The organism is Aeromonas sp. FDAARGOS 1405 (genome assembly GCF_019048265.1).
Lineage (GTDB): Bacteria > Pseudomonadota > Gammaproteobacteria > Enterobacterales > Aeromonadaceae > Aeromonas > Aeromonas veronii_A.
Genome location: NZ_CP077311.1, coordinates 710,849 through 731,066 on the forward strand (window position 1 = coordinate 710,849; position 20,218 = coordinate 731,066).

Annotated in this window: 19 protein-coding genes; 11 read left to right on the top strand and 8 right to left on the bottom strand. The window is 60.8% G+C overall.

What is annotated here, in order from left to right; all coding sequences use genetic code 11:
* Positions 1-305: 305 nt before the first annotated feature.
* Positions 306-1,640 (top strand): outer membrane channel protein TolC, encoded by a 1,335-nt coding sequence (gene tolC / locus I6L35_RS03395; protein WP_216979537.1) that lies wholly within the window; start codon positions 306-308, stop codon positions 1,638-1,640.
* Positions 1,641-1,768: 128 nt separating this feature from the next.
* Here the strand turns inward: tolC and hldE are convergent, their stop codons facing one another.
* Positions 1,769-3,196 carry a bifunctional D-glycero-beta-D-manno-heptose-7-phosphate kinase/D-glycero-beta-D-manno-heptose 1-phosphate adenylyltransferase HldE gene (gene hldE, locus I6L35_RS03400; protein ID WP_216979538.1) on the bottom strand — a complete coding sequence of 476 codons (1,428 nt, stop codon included), beginning with the start codon at positions 3,194-3,196 and terminating at the stop codon, positions 1,769-1,771.
* 229 nt (positions 3,197-3,425) lie between these two features.
* Here hldE and lpxL point away from each other — a divergent pair, with 229 nt between their 5' ends.
* The 7 genes from lpxL (at position 3,426) to I6L35_RS03435 (ending at position 11,598) form a co-directional block, all read left to right on the top strand.
* Positions 3,426-4,349 (top strand): LpxL/LpxP family Kdo(2)-lipid IV(A) lauroyl/palmitoleoyl acyltransferase, encoded by a 924-nt coding sequence (gene lpxL / locus I6L35_RS03405; protein ID WP_216979539.1) that lies wholly within the window; start codon positions 3,426-3,428, stop codon positions 4,347-4,349.
* A gap of 626 nt (positions 4,350-4,975) precedes the next feature.
* Complete coding sequence (locus I6L35_RS03410; protein WP_216979540.1) at positions 4,976-6,898, top strand: PTS mannitol transporter subunit IICBA; 1,923 nt, start codon at positions 4,976-4,978, stop codon at positions 6,896-6,898.
* A gap of 37 nt (positions 6,899-6,935) precedes the next feature.
* The gene (locus tag I6L35_RS03415; protein WP_005335906.1) at positions 6,936-8,081 is read left to right on the top strand and encodes a mannitol-1-phosphate 5-dehydrogenase; all 1,146 of its coding nucleotides are present in this window, start codon (positions 6,936-6,938) and stop codon (positions 8,079-8,081) included.
* A 133-nt stretch (positions 8,082-8,214) separates the two neighbouring features.
* Positions 8,215-8,736 (top strand): MltR family transcriptional regulator, encoded by a 522-nt coding sequence (locus I6L35_RS03420; protein WP_005335907.1) that lies wholly within the window; start codon positions 8,215-8,217, stop codon positions 8,734-8,736.
* A gap of 190 nt (positions 8,737-8,926) precedes the next feature.
* Complete coding sequence (locus tag I6L35_RS03425) at positions 8,927-10,714, top strand: sodium:proton antiporter (RefSeq protein ID WP_110303612.1); 1,788 nt, start codon at positions 8,927-8,929, stop codon at positions 10,712-10,714.
* On the top strand, positions 10,711-11,283 hold the full coding sequence (locus I6L35_RS03430; protein WP_216979541.1) for a DNA-J related domain-containing protein: 573 nt from the start codon (positions 10,711-10,713) through the stop codon (positions 11,281-11,283). The genes I6L35_RS03425 and I6L35_RS03430 overlap by 4 nt, the downstream gene beginning before the upstream one ends.
* A gap of 66 nt (positions 11,284-11,349) precedes the next feature.
* Positions 11,350-11,598 (top strand): hypothetical protein, encoded by a 249-nt coding sequence (locus I6L35_RS03435; RefSeq protein ID WP_216979542.1) that lies wholly within the window; start codon positions 11,350-11,352, stop codon positions 11,596-11,598.
* 160 nt (positions 11,599-11,758) lie between these two features.
* On the opposite strand, the gene dmeF is transcribed toward I6L35_RS03435, so the two are convergent.
* Positions 11,759-12,736: a CDF family Co(II)/Ni(II) efflux transporter DmeF gene (gene dmeF, locus I6L35_RS03440; protein ID WP_216979543.1), complete on the bottom strand. Its 978-nt coding sequence runs from the start codon at positions 12,734-12,736 to the stop codon at positions 11,759-11,761.
* A gap of 71 nt (positions 12,737-12,807) precedes the next feature.
* On the opposite strand from dmeF, the gene I6L35_RS03445 reads away from it, so the two are divergent.
* The 3 genes from I6L35_RS03445 (at position 12,808) to I6L35_RS03455 (ending at position 15,449) form a co-directional block, all read left to right on the top strand.
* On the top strand, positions 12,808-13,083 hold the full coding sequence (locus tag I6L35_RS03445) for a metal/formaldehyde-sensitive transcriptional repressor (protein ID WP_216979544.1): 276 nt from the start codon (positions 12,808-12,810) through the stop codon (positions 13,081-13,083).
* 170 nt (positions 13,084-13,253) lie between these two features.
* Positions 13,254-14,450 (top strand): amino acid aminotransferase, encoded by a 1,197-nt coding sequence (locus tag I6L35_RS03450; RefSeq protein ID WP_216979545.1) that lies wholly within the window; start codon positions 13,254-13,256, stop codon positions 14,448-14,450.
* A 66-nt stretch (positions 14,451-14,516) separates the two neighbouring features.
* Positions 14,517-15,449, top strand: coding sequence for a LysR family transcriptional regulator (locus tag I6L35_RS03455; protein ID WP_005343087.1), 933 nt, complete (start codon positions 14,517-14,519; stop codon positions 15,447-15,449).
* Positions 15,450-15,512: 63 nt separating this feature from the next.
* On the opposite strand, the gene I6L35_RS03460 is transcribed toward I6L35_RS03455, so the two are convergent.
* The 6 genes from I6L35_RS03460 to I6L35_RS03485 form a co-directional block, all read right to left on the bottom strand.
* A complete protein-coding gene (locus I6L35_RS03460) occupies positions 15,513-15,836 on the bottom strand; it encodes a DUF1820 family protein (RefSeq protein WP_005343086.1) in 324 nt (107 codons plus the stop codon).
* A gap of 123 nt (positions 15,837-15,959) precedes the next feature.
* Positions 15,960-16,859, bottom strand: a complete 900-nt coding sequence (locus tag I6L35_RS03465; protein ID WP_216979546.1) for a YjjW family glycine radical enzyme activase — start codon at positions 16,857-16,859, stop codon at positions 15,960-15,962.
* A 10-nt stretch (positions 16,860-16,869) separates the two neighbouring features.
* Positions 16,870-18,396, bottom strand: coding sequence for a YjjI family glycine radical enzyme (locus I6L35_RS03470; protein ID WP_216979547.1), 1,527 nt, complete (start codon positions 18,394-18,396; stop codon positions 16,870-16,872).
* Between the two features lie 122 nt (positions 18,397-18,518).
* Positions 18,519-18,854 (bottom strand): AzlD domain-containing protein, encoded by a 336-nt coding sequence (locus I6L35_RS03475; protein ID WP_108541394.1) that lies wholly within the window; start codon positions 18,852-18,854, stop codon positions 18,519-18,521.
* Between the two features lies 1 nt (position 18,855).
* Positions 18,856-19,563, bottom strand: coding sequence for an AzlC family ABC transporter permease (locus I6L35_RS03480; protein WP_216979548.1), 708 nt, complete (start codon positions 19,561-19,563; stop codon positions 18,856-18,858).
* Positions 19,564-19,683: 120 nt separating this feature from the next.
* Entirely contained in the window at positions 19,684-20,163 is a 480-nt protein-coding gene (locus I6L35_RS03485) for a murein L,D-transpeptidase family protein (RefSeq protein ID WP_005343080.1), read from the bottom strand.
* Positions 20,164-20,218 lie beyond the last annotated feature (55 nt).

Below are 20,218 nucleotides of genomic sequence, written 5' to 3' on the forward strand. Positions count from 1 at the left end.
CAGGGACTCCCGTCAGCTTGACTTGAACCAGTTTGACCATAAAATCCGAGGAACATGAATGAACATTCATTCACTCGGCGTGCCATGGTAATGAGGGGTGGATTTTAGCAGCCACAGACCATTTGGCTAGGCACTCGGGGAGAAAACTGCAGCCGGTTCTTGACGTTCCCGTCACCGGACCCGAGACACTTCGCATTAAATTTTGCTTATAGTAGAGTGATTAAGCTGCAATCAAGCTTGGTCGGCGACAATATTTGCCCTCTCCAGCAACCAGTTTGGGTTACTACATAAGGTTAAAACGATCTATGAAAAGAACACTCTTGTCCGTCATGGTGTTGCTGGGCGTCAGTGCCGGTGCCCACGCCGAAAACCTGCTCGATATCTATCAACAAGCCCAGCTGAAAGACCCGCAGTTGCTGCAGTCCAAAGCCGTTCGCGACCAGGCCTTCGAAAAGATCAACGAATTCCGCGCCCCCCTGCTACCCCAGATTGATCTGGGCGCCGGGCTCAATTATTTGCAAAACAAGAACGATACCCAGACCAATAACAACGCCAAGGGTGAGCTGACGCTGTCACAATCCCTTTATCGTCGCAGCAACTGGGTCAATCTGGATATCGGCGAGAAGCAGGCCACCCAGTCTGATGTCGCCTACAACCTCGAAATCCAGAACCTGATGGTGCGCACTGCCAAAGCCTACTTTGATGTGCTCAAGGCGATGGATACCCTGGAGTTTGTGCGTGCCAACAAGGTTGCAGTAGAGCGCCAACTGGAGCAGACACAGCAGCGTTTCGAAGTGGGTTTGACCGCCATCACCGATGTGCATGAAGCGGAAGCCTCTCGCGACCAGGCGCTGGCTGACGAGATCAATGCCGAGAATACTCTGGATAACAGCTACGAAGCCCTGCGCGAGCTGACCGGTGTTGATCACCGCAACCTGGACATCCTCAACACCGATCGCTTCAGCCCGCAGAAGACCGCCTTCGGTTCCGACAAATGGCTGGAGCTGGCGCTGGACAAGAACCTGCAACTGCACAATGCCCGCATCGCCAAGGACATCGCCAAGGAGCAGATCGATCTCGCCAAGACCGGCCACGAGCCGACCCTGGATCTGGGCGCCGGCCTGCAAACCAGCAATACCGATTACAAGCTGGATAGCATTCAGAACGGTGGCAATGACAACCAGGCCAATATCGGTCTGACCTTCAAGCTGCCCCTCTACAGCGGTGGCGCCACCAGCTCCAAGGTTAAGCAGGCTCAATACAACTATGTTGCGGCCAGCGAGCTGCTTGAGAAGAACTTCCGCTCGGTGCAGAGCACGGTGCGCTCCTCCTATAACAACGTGAATGCCAGCATCGGCTCGGTACGTGCCTACAGCCAGTCTGTGGTCTCCGCCGACAGCGCCCTGAAGGCGACCGAAGCCGGTTACGAAGTGGGTACCCGTACCATCGTCGACGTGCTGGACTCCACTCGCAAGCTTTACGAGGCCAAGCAGAAGCTCTCCGAAGCCCGTTACAACTACATCCTCAATATCCTGAGCCTGAAGCAGGCTGCCGGTGTGCTGGAAGCGCAGGATCTGGTGGAAGTAAACCAGGGCTTGATGCCTGCCACCGCAAAAGCCAAGGCCAAGGCCAAAGCCTGATAGCCGTTATCGGACATGAAAAAGGCGACCGCAAGGTCGCCTTTTTGTTATCCGGATTCTTGTCGGCGGCTCTCTCTGTTTATCGCGCCGTCTGTCGGCCCCACCATCCAGTGGGGCAAACACTATCGTTAGCCGCGCTCGCGGATCGTCTTGATGATGTCGGTGGTGGAGCAGCCATCCTCGAAGTTGAGAACGCGCACCTCGCCGCCATTGGCAGTCACCTCGGCGTAACCTGCAATCTCTTCCGGCTTGTAGTCACCGCCCTTGACCAAGAGGTCTGGCAGGATCTCGGCAATCAGGCGCTGTGGGGTATCTTCACCAAACGGCACAACCCAATCCACCGCGCCAAGCGCAGCCAGCACCGCCATGCGGCGCTCGGTCGGGTTGACCGGACGACCCGGCCCCTTGAGACGGCGAACCGACTCGTCGGTGTTGACCGCCACGATCAGGCGATCCCCCAGCTTGCCGGCGTTGGCCAGATAGGAGACATGGCCAGCGTGCAGGATGTCGAAGCAGCCGTTGGTCATCACCACCTTCTCGCCACGCAGACGGGCGGCACGAACCGCCACTTTCAGCTGGGCTTCGGACATCACGCCGAAGCCTGTCTCCTGCTCGGTGTAGAGGGCGTTGGCCAGCTCGACCGGGCTGACGGTAGAGGTACCCAGCTTGCCGACCACGATACCGGCAGCGGTATTGGCCAGTGCGCAGGCTTCGTCCAGGCTCTTGCCTGCCGCCAGCGAGGTGGCGAGGGTAGAGATCACGGTATCACCGGCACCGGTCACATCGTAAACCTCGTGGGCCTGAGCCGGCAGATGCAGCTCCGGCTGACCTTCGCGGATCAGGGTCATGCCGTTCTCGGAACGGGTGACCAGCAGGGCATCCAGCTCGAAACGATTGACCAGATCCAGCCCCTTGGCGACCAGCTCTTCTTCGCTCTTCACCTTGCCCACCACGGCCTCGAATTCGGACATGTTGGGGGTCAGCAGGGTGGCACCGCGATACTTCTCGAAGTCGGTCCCCTTGGGGTCGACCAACACAGGAATACCGGCGGCACGGGCGCGCTGGATCATGCCGGGCACGTCGTTGAGAGCACCCTTGCCGTAGTCGGAGAGGATCATCACGTCGCTGTTTGGCAGCGCCTGCTCAACCTTGCTCATCAGCAGGGTGGCATCGACGGAGTGGAAGGGCTCTTCAAAGTCCAAACGCAGCAGTTGCTGGTTGCGGGACAGCACCCGCAGCTTGGTGATAGTCGGGAAGTCGGCCAGACGAACGAAATCACAGGCCACCTTGACGCCAGCCATCTGGCCAGCCAGCGCATCGGCAGCTTCATCCTGACCGGTCAGGCCAAGCAGCACGGCGTGGGCGCCCAGCGCAGCGGAGTTGAGGGCCACGTTGGCCGCGCCACCGGGACGCTCCTCAATGTGTTCAACCTTGACCACGGGCACCGGCGCCTCGGGGGAGATCCGGCCGGTGGGGCCATGCCAGTAACGGTCCAACATGACATCGCCAACGACCAGAACGCGGGCTTTTTCAAACTCGGGCAGGGTGATCTTCATCTGTATCGACTCTCAAAACCTGAAAAATCAGTCGCCGATTTTATCACACTCTTTTATTTGAGGGAGAAAAAGCAAACCTGCGGTTTCCATTTAAAGGAAACCGATAGTTAGGATTCCCGTAACACCAGTGAACCACAATTAGCCCCTCTGACCAGCACACTGCCATTCGCCCCCGCCCCCCCTTTTCGGCTAGAATCCCCCGATTGTGTTTGCGAACAAGAGATTAGCCATGGCCCACGACAACGCTCCCCGCCTCGAGCCCCGCCTGTTTCATCCCCGTTACTGGGCCAGCTGGTTCGGCCTCGGCCTGCTCTGGCTGCTGACCCTGCTGCCGTGGCGCAGCCAGATGTGGCTGGGCCGTCAGCTCGGTCGTCTCGCCGCCAGGATATTGAAGTCCCGGGTCAAGATCGCCCGTCGCAATCTGGAGCTGGCGATGCCCGAGCTGACCCGGGATGAGCGGGAGAAACTGCTTAAGGCAAACTTCGAGAGCGTGGGCTGCGCCGTGTTCGAGGTGGGGATCGCCTGGTTCTGGCCAGACTGGCGGATGCGCAACCTGATGAAAGTGGAAGGGGAAGAGCATGTCATCGCTGCCATGGAAAAAGGTCAGGGCATGCTGCTGCTCTCCTGCCACTTCCTAACGCTGGAACTCAACGCCCGCTGTTTCGGGCTGGTGCGCCCCGGGGTCGGCGTCTATCGCCCCAACACCAACCCGGTGCTGGAGTATGCCCAGTACCACGGTCGCTGCGCCTCCAACAAATATCTGGTGGACCGGATGGATGTGAAGGGGATGATCAAGGCGCTGCGCAACGGCGACGCCCTCTGGTATGCACCGGATCACGACTACGGCAGCCACGCCAGCGTGTTCGTGCCCTACTTCGCGGTAGAGCAGGCGGCCACCATCACCGGCACCGCCACCCTGGCTCGGGTTAAAAACACCGTAACCCTGCCCTGCTACAACATCCGTACCAGCGAGGGTTACACCCTGCATATCGGGGCGCCGCTCGCCGACTACCCGAGCGGAGATGACATGATTGATGCCGCCCGCGCCAACCGCGAGATTGAAGCTGCGGTGCGCAAGGCGCCGGAGCAGTACATGTGGCTCCATCGCCGCTTCAAGACCCGCCCCTCTCCCGAGAATGCCGGCTTCTACTGAGCCGCAGCCTCAACAGGGGCCAGATCGCAAAAACTGACAAACCGCCTGCTGGCGGTTTGTTTTTATCTGCAATCTGGCCTGCGCGGCAAACAAGCGCCCCGAACATCTGCCGCTCGATAGCATCCTGCATGTTGGCGCCCATTCCCATCAATCAGCCGCAAAAGAGCCCTCATCACCGACCGTAAAAACTGAAAGCGGGTTACAAATTTATTGATTCATTGGTAAGCAATGGAGTATTTCGATAGATCCATCGCCACTACCCACTGATGAGTAATTGAGTGATTTGTCCCATTCGAATACAAAAACTGAATTTGTGATGTGAATCACCTTTACACGAAGGAGCGGCAAAGCTGAAGTGGTGACCTAAATCACAAAAAATGGTCATTCAAAACAGAAAAGATCGAAATGTAGCCGAATTACAGCTCTCGAACGTGATCAGGATCACTGGTTTGGGAGGGGGTATGGCTGGGTATCTGAGAGCTTGATCACAAGACACCCCGTTTTCAGCCTAATTTGATATCAAGCTGGTAGATTGAAGTTGCTTAGACGACCGGGATGGAGGTTCGGCAAAACCAGCCATCCCGACTACCACTTTTAATCAAACAGGCTTAAAACGGGGTCCCGACATGTTATCACCGGATACCAAAGTCAAGATACAGAATTTTGGACGCTTCCTGTCCAATATGGTCATGCCCAACATAGGCGCCTTTATCGCCTGGGGCTTTATCACCGCCCTCTTTATCCCCACCGGCTGGCTGCCCAATGAAACCTTGGCCAAGCTGGTCGGCCCCATGATCACCTACCTGCTGCCGCTGCTGATTGGCTACACCGGCGGCAAACTGATGGGCGGTGAGCGCGGCGGCGTGGTCGGTGCCATCACCACCATGGGTGTCATCGTGGGGACCGATATCCCCATGTTCATGGGAGCCATGATGGTCGGCCCGCTCGGTGGCTGGGCCATCAAGCGCTTCGACAAGGCGATGGACGGTCGCGTCAAAAGCGGCTTCGAGATGCTGGTCAACAACTTCTCCGCCGGGCTTATCGGCATGCTGCTGGCGATCCTCGCTTTCTTCGTGATCGGCCCCTTCGTCAAGGTGCTCTCCGGCCTGCTGGCCGGTGGCGTCGGCTTCCTGGTGGAAAACCACATGCTGCCGCTCACCTCCATCTTTGTCGAACCGGCCAAGATCCTGTTCCTCAACAACGCTATCAACCACGGCATCTTCTCACCGCTGGGGATCCAGCAGGCGACCGAGCACGGCAGCTCCATCTTCTTCCTGATTGAAGCGAACCCGGGCCCGGGCATGGGCGTGCTGCTGGCCTACATGGTGTTCGGTCGTGGTGCAGCCAAGCAGTCCGCGGCTGGCGCCTCCATCATTCACTTCTTCGGCGGCATCCACGAGATCTACTTCCCGTATGTGCTGATGAACCCGCGCCTCATTCTGGCGGTGATCGCCGGCGGCATGACCGGGGTCTTTACCCTGACCCTGTTCAATGCCGGTCTGGTCTCCCCTGCCTCACCGGGTTCCATCTTCGCCGTGCTGCTGATGACACCGAAAGCCTCCCTGATCGGGGTCGCGCTCTCCATCATCAGCGCCACTCTGGTCTCCTTCCTGGTCGCCGCCGTATTCGTGCGTGCCCAGCAGCCGGAAGCCGACGAGGCCGATGCCCTCGGTGAAGCCACTCGCAAGATGAAAGCCATGAAGGGCGGCAAGCCCGAAACCGCAGCGGCCAAGAAGCCGGGCGGCGAACTGATGGCGGTGCGCAATATCGTGGTTGCCTGCGATGCAGGGATGGGTTCCAGCGCCATGGGCGCCGGCATGCTGCGCAAGCGGGTGCAGGCCGCCGGGCTCGATATCAGCGTCACCAACCGCGCCATCGATCAGCTCGATGATCAGGTGGACTGGGTCATCACCCACAAGGATTTGACCGAGCGGGCCCGTCGCCATGCGCCGAACGCTCACCATATTTCCCTGACCAACTTCCTCGACAACGGCCTCTATCAGGAGCTGGTACAGAGCCTGAGCCGCGCTGCCAACGATGATGTCGCCAACCCGCAACTACTGGTGGCGGCCAACGACGACAGCTACGAGCAGCAAGCGGCCGAAGTCTTTACCCTGAGCCGTCATGACGTGCATCTGGGATTGAAAGCCGACAACAAGGAGGCCGCCATCCTGACCGCTGGCCGACTGCTGGCAGAGCGCGGCTACGTGGCGCCCGACTACGTCAACGCCATGTTGGAGCGCGAACAGCTGGTCTCCACCTACCTCGGCGAGTCCATCGCCGTGCCGCACGGCACCATAGCCGCCAAGGAGTTTGTGAAGCGTACCGGCATCGTCATCTGCCAGTACCCGGCCGGGGTCGCCTTTGGCGAGGCTGCCGATGAGGTAGCACGGCTGGTGATCGGCATCGCTGCCCGCAACGACGAACACATGCAGGTGATAACCCGCCTGACCAATGCACTGGATGAACCCGGTCTCATCGACCGGCTGGCCAGCACCACGGATCCACAGGCCTTCCTGGATCTGCTGGGTGCCGAACAGGCTGCGTAATCATCTTTCATCGTCTTTGGTTCAAGAGGTTAATATCATGAAAACATTGCATTTTGGTGCTGGTAACATCGGTCGCGGCTTTATCGGCAAAGTGCTGGCGGATGCCAGCCATCAGGTCACCTTCGCCGACGTAAACGACACCCTGATCGACCAGCTCAACCACCGTCAGGAGTACAAGGTCCATGTGGTGGGGGCAGATCAGAAGCTGGACGTGGTGCGCAACGTGGCGGCGGTGAGCTCCGCCGGTCACGAGGTGATCGCCCGTATCATCACTGCCGATCTGGTCACCACCGCGGTCGGCCCCAACATTCTGGACAAGATTGCCAGTACCCTGGCCAAGGGGCTGCAGGCCCGCTTCGATGCCGGCAACCTGACACCGCTGAACGTCATCGCCTGTGAAAACATGGTGCGCGGTACCAGCCACCTCAAGCGGGAGGTACTCAAGTACCTGCCGGTCGCGTATCATGCCACGCTCGAATCCTGTATCGGCTTCGTCGACTCGGCGGTGGATCGCATCGTACCGCCCGCCGCGGCTGCCAACGATGATCCGCTGGAAGTGACGGTCGAGAGCTTCAGCGAGTGGATCGTCGACCAGACCCAGTTCAAGGGGGAGCTGCCACAGGTGGCGGGCATGGAGCCCACCGACAACCTGATGGCCTTCGTCGAGCGCAAGCTGTTCACCCTCAACACCGGCCACATCGTCACCGCCTACCTCGGCAAGCTGCGGGGCTACCACACAGTGCGCGAGGCGATCGAAGATCCGGTGATCCGCAGCAAGGTACGCCGCGCCATGGAGGAGAGCGGTGCCGTGCTGGTGAAACGCTACGGCTTCGACCCGCGTCTGCACGCCGCCTACATCGAGAAGATCCTGGCCCGCTTCGCCAACCCCTATCTGGTGGACGAGATTGACCGGGTCGGTCGTCAGCCACTGCGCAAGCTGGCGGCGGGGGATCGACTGGTGAAGCCGCTGCTGGGCACCCTGGAGTACGGCCTGCCGAGCGATCAGTTGCAGGAAGGGATCGCCGCGGCGCTCCACTATCGCAATGCCGATGACCCGCAGGCAGTGGAGTTGCAAGCCCTGCTGGCGGAGCTTGGCCCGGCCAAAGCGCTGGCCCGCGTTACCGGACTGGATGAAGAGAGCGAGGTGGTTCGCGCCATCGTCGCCCGTTACGAAACCCTGTAATGACCCTGCTTGCGGCGCATTCAGCCACCACTGATAGCGCGCCAAGCGCTTGAATGGCAAGGGAATGTGCCCCATATGATAAAAACCGGGAGAGAGGCCCACTCTCTCCCTGTCAGCTGGACCCAATGCACCTATGACCACACACCAGGAAGATGAAGTACTGGAACGACTGAATGAGCAGGATGGCCCCCGCGGCTTCTTTCTCGAAGCCGTGACCATCCTGGAAGAGGCGGTCGACTCCCTGATGCGACGCGCGTTCCGTCAGGAGGAGTATGCCGTCAAATACGCCATCGAACCCCTGCTCAACCAGAGCGGACCCCTCGGCCAGCTGGAGGTGCGCCTCAAGCTCATCTTCGCCCTCGGCCTCATCTCCCTCGAGCGCTATCAGGATATCGAAGCCTATATCAAGATCCGCGACTTTCTGGTGCGCGACCCCAAGGATTACCGCTTCAGCGACAAGCCGATCCGCGATCTGCTCGACCGCCTGCACGGGGTCAATCAGGGCGGCATGATGAAGCTGGAGCCCCCCGCCAGCGAAGAGGATTGGGCCTTCTACCAGATGCAGCTCAACCGGCTCGATCAGATGGTGCGCTCCGCACTGGTACTGGCGCTGGCCGACTGTGTCGGCGAGCTCCACAAGGAGAGCCCCATCTAATCCAGCCCCAAGGCCACCCCATCACCACGGTTGGCGTCTGGCTGGCGCCCTGCACACCACCGCCAGCCACCATGACGCCGACTGTCGCACATCTCCCCATCCCGGCCATGATGCACGCTCCTTCAGGTGTCAATCTGACCAACTTAGCCACTACACTAGCTCCATACTCACTGCCTGAATCGAGGTCTGCATGATTGCCCTCTCTCTGGCCGGGATCGCCCTGGTCTCCGTGCTGGCCCAATGGCTTGCCTGGTCGCTGCGGGTACCCGCCATCCTGTTTCTGCTGCTCACCGGCCTGACTCTGGGCCCGGTCAGCGGCCTGCTCGACCCCGATGCCCTGCTCGGGGATCTGCTGTTTCCGCTGGTCTCCCTGTCGGTGGCCATCATCCTGTTCGAGGGGGCACTGACCCTCCATCTGGCCGAGCTCAAGGGGATCGGCAAGGTGGTGCGCAATCTCTGCTCCACCGGCATGCTGGTCAGTTTCGCCGTCATCGGCAGCGCCGGTTACTTCCTGCTGGGGCTGGACTGGCGGGTTGCCACCATGCTCGGCGCGGTACTGGTGGTAACGGGCCCGACGGTGATCGCCCCCATGCTCAACGTGATCCGCCCCACCCGGGAGGTGGACCGCATCCTGCGCTGGGAGGGGATCGTCATCGACCCCATCGGCGCCCTGTTTGCGGTGCTGGTGTTCGAGGCGGTGCGCCTCGGCAGTCAGGGGGATCTCATCAGCCATACCCTGCTGGCGCTGGGCAAGACAGTGCTGGTCGGTTCCCTGATCGGGGTGGCGGCGGGCTGGCTCACCACCCTGCTCATTCGCAAGGACTGGCTACCGGTCAGCCTGCACAAGTTCGGCGTGCTGGCGCTGGTGCTGGTCACCTTCAGCCTCTCCAACTGGCTGAGCCACGAGTCCGGCCTGCTGGCGGTGACCGTGTTCGGTATCTGGCTCGCCAATCAGGAGGGGCTGGACCTAGAGGAGGTGCTGGCGTTCAAGGAGGATCTCGCGGTCATCCTTATCTCCAGCCTGTTTATCCTGCTGGCGGCGCGCCTCGATCTGGCCCAGCTCTGGCAACTCGGCCCCATGGTGCTGGCGCTGCTCTGCGTGGTGCAATTCGTGGCGCGTCCGCTCTGTATTCTGGTCTCGACCTGGGGCTCGGATCTCTCCTGGCGGGCTCGCGCCCTGCTGAGCTGGATCGCCCCACGTGGCATAGTCGCGGCGGCGGTCAGCGCCTCGTTCGCTATCAGCCTGCATCAGGCCGAGATCCCCGATGCCGACAAGCTGGTGCCGCTGGTATTTGCGGTGATCATCTCCACCGTGGTGCTGCAGAGCCTCACCTCGGCGCCGCTGGCCAGCCTGCTCAAGATGCGCCAGAGCGCCCCCAACACCTGGCTCATCATAGGGGCCAACTCGGTGGCTAGGGCCATCGGCAAGGCGCTGGCGGATCAGGGGGTGCCGGTACAGCTCTGCGATCCCGCCTGGGAGTTCTGCAAACAGGCACGGATGAGCAACCTCCCCTGCTACTTCGGCAACCCCCAGTCGGAACATGCCGAGCTGCACCTGCCGCTCACCAGCATCAGTACCGTGCTGGCCCTCTCCCCCAACCGCCACAACAACGCCCTCGGGGTGCTGCACTTCGCCCACCTCTATGGCGAGGAGCAGGTCTACTCCCTGCGCTCCAGCGAGCAGCACGGCAAGGCGAACCGGGAGAGCGCCACCTTCCGCGCTCGCCAGAACCTGTTTGGGCCCGATATCAACTATGCCAGGCTGAGCGGCCTGCTGAGCCGGGGTGGCCAGATCAAGGCGACCCGCCTGAGCGAGGCGTTCGACTGGGCCCAGTATCAGACCGCCAATCCCGGCGCCATCCCGCTGTTCATCATGGATGGCAAGGGCAAGCCCCAGATCGTTACCGGCCCCGTCACCCCGCAGGCGGGTGAGCTGCTGATCGCCCTGCAACCGCCCAGAGAACAGGGCGCCGAATGAGCGAAGCCAACAATAATCCGCTGATCGCCCCTCTGCTGGTGCTATTGCAACAGGCGGCGGGCAGCTACAAGGTGCACGAGCTAATGGCCTCCCTGCGCCAGCAGGGGGCAATTCCGGTACTGGCTGACGATGAGCAACTACAGCTGTTTCGGGTCAACTTCCTGATCATGAACGCCCTCTACCAGTTGCAGGCCGAGCTCTGGCAAGAGGGATGGTGGCTAGTGATCAGCACCCTGGATATCCGGCTCGAACCGCTGGCCGGGAACCAGGAGGTCAACCACGGCTTTGCCCTTAGCGAAAATCTGCGCGGCTACTATCTCGACTGGCAGGTGTTCTGGCAGACCGATCGTGCCGAAGTAGAGGCCCTGCTCAACCGCTTCTGGCACGCTTATGACGGTGAGGGGCACAAAGCCGAGGCGCTGGCCCTGTTCGAGTTGAATGAAGGGGCGAGTCAGGAGGCGATCCGCCGCCGCTGGCGGGAGCTGGCATTGCAGCACCATCCGGATCGAGGTGGTAATGCCGAGACCTTTATCCGTATCCGCTGGGCCTGGGAGGTCCTGCGGGGATGATCCGGTTGCCGTCCGCACAAAGAGAGGCATAGACTGGAGCTGAATCCCCCTTCACAGGAGAGCATCATGACAGTCAGTGAACTTCGCAAGCTCTATCAACAACAGATCCTGCAAGAGGCCGAAATACTCCACGACGTGGCCATCCCCGGCTGGCTCATCGAATTCAGAGGCAAGGATGGCGCTCTCTACGAGCTGACCGACACCCTCGGCTGCCCGGTCAGTTTCGATACGGTCGAGCAGGCCCGCGATCATGTGCATCTGGTAGCTGACTGCCCGATGCAGGTAGAACACCTCTATCGCTTCTTCGAACGTTAACTCAAACCGTCACATCTCACCCCTAGCCCCGGTGAGGCTTGTACCAGGCACATAGTCAGCACGTGCCTGCCACAGGCCTCCCCAGAAAAAACTGCTTCGATTTACTCGTGTTGCAGAGTACAAGTTGCACGCTATCTGGCATAGACAGCCATAAATCTGGCTATGGAGTGGCTATCTCTATGGTCACATGGACCAGCTCTTCATGTATCGCCAACCGCGCGCGGATCTCGCTGGCGGAGACAGGCGCAGTCATCAGCAGGGAGAGCACGCAGGCATACTGCTGCTGGCCCACCCGCCAGACGTGCAGATCGCGGATCTCGGCATCCGGCAGGTCGGCAATCACCTCACGGATCTCACCCACCAACGGGGTATCCATCTCGGCATCCAGCAGCACCCGACCGGAGTCGCGCAGCAGACCCCAGGCCCACACCGCCACCAGTACGGCCCCCACTATGCCCATCAGGGGATCCAGCCAGTCGGCCCCCCACAGCATGCCCCCCACCAGTGCCAGGATCGCCAGCACGGAAGTGGCCGCATCCGCCAGCACGTGGATATAGGCGGCACGCAGGTTGAGATCCTGATGGCCGTGGTGATCGTCATGGTCATGATGATCGTGGTCGTGATGCCCATGATGGTGGTCATGCCCATGATGGTGGTCATGCCCATGGCCGTGGTGATGATGGCCGTGATCATCCTTGAGCAGCCAGGCACAGGCCAGATTCACCAGCAGCCCCACCAGCGCGATGGCGATCGCCTGTTGATAGTGGATCGGGCTGGGATCGAGCAGCCTGAACACCGACTCGAACAGCATCAGCCCGGCCACCCCCACCAGCAGGAGAGCGCTGGTGAAGCCACCCAGCACCTCGATCTTCCAAGTGCCGAAGCTGAATCTGTGGTCGCGGGCAAAGTGGCGGGCGGCGCGGTAGGCCAGCACCGAGAGGCCGAGCGCCAGCGCGTGGGAACTCATGTGCCAGCCATCGGCCAGCAGCGCCATGGAGTTGTAGAACCAGCCGCCGCCGATCTCCGCCACCATCATGATGACAGTCAGCAGCACGGCCCAGCGAGTCTTCTGTTCGGCCAGCGGATTCCCTTCGTGGACGACGGGTTGGTGGCAGTGGGATGAGGCAAGGGATGACATGGATTTCTCCTGAGGACGACAATGCAATATACTATACCCCAGTATAGTTTTATTGATCGAGAGGATCCTGCATGTCACACACCATTCACGGTAAAAAGAAGCTGCTGGCACGGGTACGTCGCATCAAGGGGCAGGCGGGCGCGCTGGAGCACGCACTTGAGCAGGAGAGCGACTGCGCCGCCATTTTGCAGCAGATCGCGGCCATTCGTGGTGCCGTCAACGGCCTGATGCTGGAGGTGCTGGAAGGGCACATGCGTGAGCACCTGGGCGCCGAAGAGGGGACCCCGGCCGAGCGGCTGGAAGATCTGGATCAAGTAGTGCGGGTATTGCGATCCTATCTGAAGTAAGACCGGTGAACGAGGCTGAGGGCAACCCCGCATCATCCCGTTTACGGCTGTGCGGCGTCTGCCCGCCAGCCCCCGTCCCTTTCGGGCTTGAGCCACCGCCAGCTTTGCGCCATGATGTCCAGCCCGGCTGACCGCCGGTTTTACTGGACAGTCAATTTCAAGGACCCCCCATGTTTGAACACGTCGATGCTTATGCTGGCGACCCCATCCTGACCCTGGTCGAGACCTTCCACAAAGACACCCGCGAACAGAAGGTGAACCTGGGGATCGGCCTCTATTACGACGAGCAGGGCCACATTCCGCTGCTGCCGTCGGTGCAGCAGGCCGAAGCCCAGCGCGCTGCCGCCCCGGCGCCGCGTCCCTACCAGCCGATGGAGGGTGCCGCCAACTACCGCACTGCGGTGCAGCACCTGCTGTTTGGTGCCGACCATGAAGCGGTCAAGGCGGGACGTATCGCCACCATCCAGACCATCGGCGGCTCCGGCGCCCTGAAGATCGGCGCCGATCTGCTCAAGCGCTACTTCCCGACCTCCGAGGTGTGGGTCAGCAATCCCACCTGGGACAACCACAAGGCGATGTTCGAGGGGGCCGGCATCAAGGTGCATGACTACCCCTACTACGATGCGGCCACTGGCGGCGTACAGTTCGATGCCATGATCGACTGCCTGCGCAGCCTGCCAGCCAAGAGCATCGTGCTGCTGCACCCCTGCTGCCACAACCCGACCGGGGTGGATCTCTCCCGTGCCCAGTGGGATCGGGTGATCGCACTTGTGGTCGAGAAGAACCTGATCCCCTTTATGGACATCGCCTATCAGGGCTTCGGTGACGGGCTGGAAGAGGATGCCTATGCCATTCGCGCCATGGTGGCCGCCGGCGTCAGCTTCTTCGTCAGCAACTCGTTTTCCAAGAACCTCTCTTTCTACGGCGAGCGGTGCGGCGGCCTGTCGGTCATCTGCCAGGATGCCGAAGAAGCCAGCCGCGTACTGGGCCAGATGAAGGCCACCGTGCGCCGCAACTACTCCAGCCCTCCCACTCACGGTGGCCAGATCACCGCGGCTGTGATGAGCCAACCCGAGCTGCACGCCATGTGGGTCGATGAAGTGACCGAGATGCGCACCCGCATCAAGGCCATGCGCCAGAAGCTGTTCGAGGTGCTGAGCGCCAAGGTGCCGGGCCGCGATTTCAGCTACTTCATCAACCAGCGCGGCATGTTCAGCTACACCGGCTTCACGCCGGAGCAGGTTGACAGACTGCGCGAAGAGTTCGCCGTCTATCTGGTGCGCTCCGGCCGCATGTGCGTGGCGGGCCTCAACAGCCGCAACGTCGACTACGTGGCCGACGCCATGGCGGCTGTGCTCAAGGGCTAATCCGCACAAGCCCCGCTTCGGCGGGGCTTTTTTGTCTTGTCTCTTCCCTTCGCTTGTGGAGTACTTATGGATCTGATCGCTCTCTCTCGGCTGGGAGGTCGCCATCTGGTCACCCTGCATCTGCTGCTAGACAACCAGAGCGTCACCCGCACCGCCGAGCGGCTCTGCACCACGCCTTCTACCGTCAGCAAGACCCTCAACCAGCTGCGGGATCTGCTGGGGGATCAACTGCTCTATCGCCAGGGCAACCAGCTGCTGCTCACCCCCATGGCCGAGCGACTGGCTCCCACCCTGCATCGGCTGCTGGGGGAGCTGAACGGCCTCACCCGCCAGAACGCCTTCAACCCCCAGCAGTGGCAGGGCAGCTTGCGGCTCGGATTGCGCGAGAGTGTGATGACCTGGCCGGTGGGCCCCATTCTGGGTCAGCTGATGCAGGAGGTGCCGGGTATGGTGCCGGAGATCTGGAACAAGGATGAGCAGGGGCTGGAGGCGCTGGCAGCGGGCAAACTCGACTTTGTCATCCTGCCCCATGACCAGAGCCAGCCGTTACCGCGCCAGCCCGGGCTGGTGTGGGAGACCCTGCGGGAAGAAAAACTGGTCTGCCTGTTACGCAAAGATCATCCGGCGCTCGCCAAGCCCTGGGATCTCGATGCCTATCTGAGCTGGCGCCATATCGCCATCCGGGATCAGGAGCTGGCCAACCCCTTCTTCGAGCAGAGTCTGGCCCAGCAACAGGTGCGTCGCCAGATTGGCGCCACCCTGCCCGATTTTGCCAGCGCGGCGGCCCTGCTACCCCAGACCGATCTGATCCTCACCGCCATCGGTGGATGGGCGGCCTGCATGGCCAGTCAGCCGGATCTGGTGATGCGCCCGGCACCGTTCGATTACGGCAAGGTGAGTCACAGTCTGGTCTGGTATGGCCCGGCCGGTGATGGTTCGGCCCGCCACTGGTTCCGCCAGCGGATCCTGCAACTGGGTCGCGAGCTGGTCGAGCCCTGAGCCAGGTGACAGCGAGAAGAGATGGATGTTTCGCCACGGCGAAACATCCATGGCAATGAGGGATCAGGGACGTTTGGTATAAATGGGGCTGGGGAAAGAGGCGACATTGCTACCCAGATCAGTAATGCGGGCAGCCCCCTGCTTTTTCACCTGATCGATGCGCAACACCTGATGCATGGGTATAAGGGTGTGATGCACATCGGCAAATTCGCTCTTGAGCTTTTCATGGCTGGGATCGACGATAAGCGCCGTGTGATTGTCCCAGACAAAATCGGCGATCTCGATAAATCCAAACAGTTGGCCCTGATTCACCTCGCGCACATAAACCTCATAGCGCTCGTTGTGGCAAATAAACTGAACCCGATATAACGCCTTGCTTTCACTCATGATTTATCTGTCGTGGAGGGTGGACGGATGGGCAATATCATAACGAGCCACAAGGTCCCCTCCAATAGACAGAAGTCACAGTTGTTTGCTTTTACTGCACAACCAGGGAATCGATTCGCCCCTTCAGATCAAAGGGGGCAAGGTCACGGCCCCCACTCCAGCAGCACGTAACCGATTCGCCAGCCACTCCAGCTCGCTGCGGGTCGCGTCTGACCAGCGACTCGCCTCACCACGTACCCCATGATGACGAAAACCATTGATACGGATAGGTACTGGCCCCAGCCGCAGCAGGAAAGCGGCGAGATCCGCGTCCAGCTCACCGCTCTTATCCAGAAAATCGCTCTTGCCCGGCACATGGAGCAGCCGCAGTTCGGTCAGCTTGCCGTGACGTGCCAGCAGTTGCAGAGACGCCAACACCCGCTCGCGACCATAGCCGGTCAGCGAATGATGCACCGAGTCACGCCACCCCTTGAGATCGAGCATGGCGCCATCGAGCACCGGCAATAGCCGCTGCCAACCGCTCTCGGCCAACGAGCCGTTGCTGTCGAGCAGGCAAGTGAGATGAGCCAGATCCGGCGCAGCCTTGATGGCGGCAAACAGCGCAACCACGAAGGGAAGCTGGGTGGTCGCCTCACCACCGGAGACGGTAATCCCGCTGAGCAAGGGGCTGTAGCGGCGCAGCAGGTTCAGCACCTCGGTCACCGTCATGGTGGCAATCTTCGGATTGGCGCTGCGCGGGCACGCATCGAGACAAGCATCGCAATCGGTGCAGAGCGCCGCCTGCCAGCGCACACTGCATTTCCCGGGGCGGCCCTCAGTAAGGGTCAGCGCACCGCTCGGGCAGACAGCAATACAGTCACCGCAATCGTCGCACAGCCCTATGGTGTGCGGATTATGGCAGCCGGGGCAGCGAAAGTTGCAGCCCTGCAGAAACAGCACCAGCCGGTTGCCCGGCCCGTCAACACAAGAAAAGGGCAGCACCCTGCTTACCAGGGCGCTGCGTGTTGGCAAAACATCAGCCATCGGTGCGAACTCAATACTCGCAGATGGTCGATTCGTGGGCGACTACCCGCGGTGCTCGCTGACGAATGGCGGTCACTTCACTCGCCTCGGCCCCGAGACAGGTGGTCTGCAAGCGCGAGCCTTCTTCTGCGAAACGAGCCACATCGCTCTTGCGGATCATGTAACCGGTCACCCGCACCAGATCGCTGTCGGCCACGTTGGCGGTGAACTCGCGCATACCGATAGCGAGCGCCCCTTTGCAGAGCTGCAACAGCGCCTGCGGGTTCTGGCGGATGGTGGGATCCAGCGTCAGGATCTCGCTGATCCCCGAATGGTAATAAGTGTGGTGCGGTGCCAGCGCCAACACATGACTGGCGGGATCCGGCTCATGACCATAAGGGATGCGCACCCCGGGAGTCACAGCCACATCGATGCTGAGGCCACCCTGTGAGTGCAGCAGCGCGCGCCCCCCCCAGGCGTGGGTTTGCGGCGTCGCAGTGACATATTCCGAGAGCTGAGCCGAGATGCGATAGCCAAGCTGATTCGCCTCGTCGTCGTGTCCATAACGATCTGGCAGATTCTCTTTATCCATCAGGATATTCACCGCTTCCGCCATGCCGTAGATGCCGAACATGGGGACAAAGCGCTCCTCATCCAGCAGCCCCTCCTTGACCAGGAAGCAGTCGAAGAAACCGGACTCCTCGTGCAGGAAGGCGGCTCTCGCCTCGATCAGTTGCGAGGCCAGACGGCAGTAGTGGGGCAACAGGCAGCCGAGGAAATCATCTATACCCTGAGCCTGCTCGGCGACCCGCTTGAGGGAGATGCGCACCAGGGTATTGGCGCCACCCGCCTGCGGCAGGGCGTTGTAGCAGCTGACGATACCAAAACCACGCTGGTCGAAGGTATCGCGATGGATCGGGTAGTTGGCGATGTGCGGCTTGCTGCACTCGGCAATGTTCTTCACCGCCTGCAGCAGCAGATCGTCCGGGGTCTGCTCCGGATCGTGGAAAAAGGTGAGGTTTGGCGCCACCTGCTTGAGCTCGTTGTCGATGCGCAGGATCAGGCGGCAGATCCGGTTGTCATCGGGGCCGATGTTGACGTGCATAAAGGCGTCCGGCAGCACCCGGTCCAGATAGACCCAGAACCCCTTCAGCTTGCGATAGAGAGTCTCGTCATCCAGTTCGCCGACGAAGGGCAGCAGCAGGTGGTCGAGCCGCCCCAGCCAGACCGGCATGCCGGTGACCGAGGGGACATGGTGATAGAGGATGCGCAGGGCATCGAGCGCCTCGTCGAAATCCTGCGGCGCCGCCAGCTCCAGCCAGGGAGAGCCCTGAGTCAGGAATTTTTCATAGTCCGGCAGTACATAACGTGGCTTGTAGGGGGCGTGCCCTTCGAACATGTCGCAGATAAATCCCTGCGCCATCGCCTCGGCGACTGCAGCAGGCAGGTCGGGGTAGGGCAATGCATTCTCGGCAGCCAGTGCCAGTGCATGGCTCTTCTGGGCTGCGGAGAGATGGGGATCGCGCACAATGCGCTGACAGGTTTCGGTCAAAGACATGGGACACTCCTTCACGGACAGAGCCCATATCCTCACCATTTAAAGGCCTTTTTTGAAGTGACATTCATGACATGACGGATGTCGAATAATGACATCCATTACACAAGATCACGACTCGCGTTTCACCAAGGCAAGAGCTCTGCTATGCCTCCCAGCCAGCGCAGCAGGAAGAAGCCCCCCATTCCGCCCACCACCACAACCAGAGTCGGCAGCCGCAACAGGGTCAAGAGCATCACCCACAGGGTGGCGGCCAGGTAGTCAGGATCCCAGTCAAGACCTATCCCCGGCTCGTAGCTAAAGACGATGGGCAACCAGATGGCGGTCAGCACCGACTGGGCCGAGAAGCCGAGAAACGCCCCCATCTCGGCACCCGGCTGATATCGGGTCAACCGAGAAAAGAAGGCGAAGCGGTTGAAAAAGGTGATCAGGGCCAGCAGGCCAATCATCAGCCAACTCACGCTACCTCCTCATCCGGTGCAGCACATAGCCCACCACCATGCCAGCCAGAGCCGAGACGATGATGTGGATCTCCGCCAGCAGCGGCTTGGTAAGCAACGCTGTGCCGCCGCTCACCAGAGTGGCCGCCACCATGGGCAGGTTTTTCATGGCGGGAATGGTCATGGCGATGAAGGTGGCCGCGATGGCAAAATCCAGCCCCATGCTGTCCAGCCCATCGATGTACTGGCCGGCCGCGATGCCGAGCAGGGTCGCCAGATTCCAGAACAGATAGAAGACGAATCCTGCGATGAGCGCGTAGGCCGGGTCAAAGCGGCCGCTGCGCTCCCGGTCTTTCAGCGCCACAGCGAACATCTCATCGGTCAGGAAAAAGGCAAGGCTGGCCCGCCAGCGCAGGGAAAGCGGCAATACGTCACGGCGGAAGGTGAAGCCGTAAAGCAGATGCTGGGAAGTGATCACCATGGTGGAGCCCATAATGGGCAGCAGGGGCGTGCCCGCCCCGAACAGGGTAGTGGCCGAGAGCTGGGCGGCTCCGGCGTAGACCAGCAACGACATCAGCTGAGCCTGAAGCGGACTCAGCCCTGCCTGCAACGCCAAAGCGCCACACAGGATCCCCCAGGGGATCACCGAAATGGAGAGAGGGAGCATATCCAGTGTGGCGCGCCACCAGAGCATCCCAGTTCGCTCGGGCAAGCTCGTTACTGACATCATGTGATCTTCCTTGTCACAGCCAAAGCGAGCCGAAAAAACTAGCACGGGACAGCAAGCGCTGTCACGTCATCACTGGCGGGAAATAAAACGCCCGCGGAGTCGCGGGCGTGCACAAGGGGATCAGGGCTCGATGACGATGGGCGTACCCGGGTCAACAGCGTTCCACACCTCATCCAGCTCGTGGTTGAGCATGGCGATGCAGCCATTGGTCCAGTTGGAGGGCTGAACCCTGCGGTTGCCAATGCTGTTGCGCTGGCCGTGGATCATGATCATACCACCCGGACGAACACCCAGTTCATTGGCACGCTTGATATCATCCAGGTTCGGATAGTTGATATGGATGGCTTTGTAGTAACCGGAATTGGTCTTCTTGTAGTCGAGGGTGTAGCGCCCTTCCGGCGTACGCTGGTCCCCTTCCTGCTGCTTGTGCCCCTTGGGCGCCGGGCCCAGAGCAATCCAGTAGCGCTTCAGTTCTTTGCCATCCTTCATCAGGGTCAGGCTATAGGTCGACTTCTTGACCACCACCAAATCGGCTTTTTCGGTCAAGGCAAAACTCAATGCGGGCCAAAGCCCCAACAAACACAGTAATACGGCTCTCATTCCATCCCTCGACAAGCCTCTGGTGCGGGCTTTTCTTGTTACCAGATCATCTGAA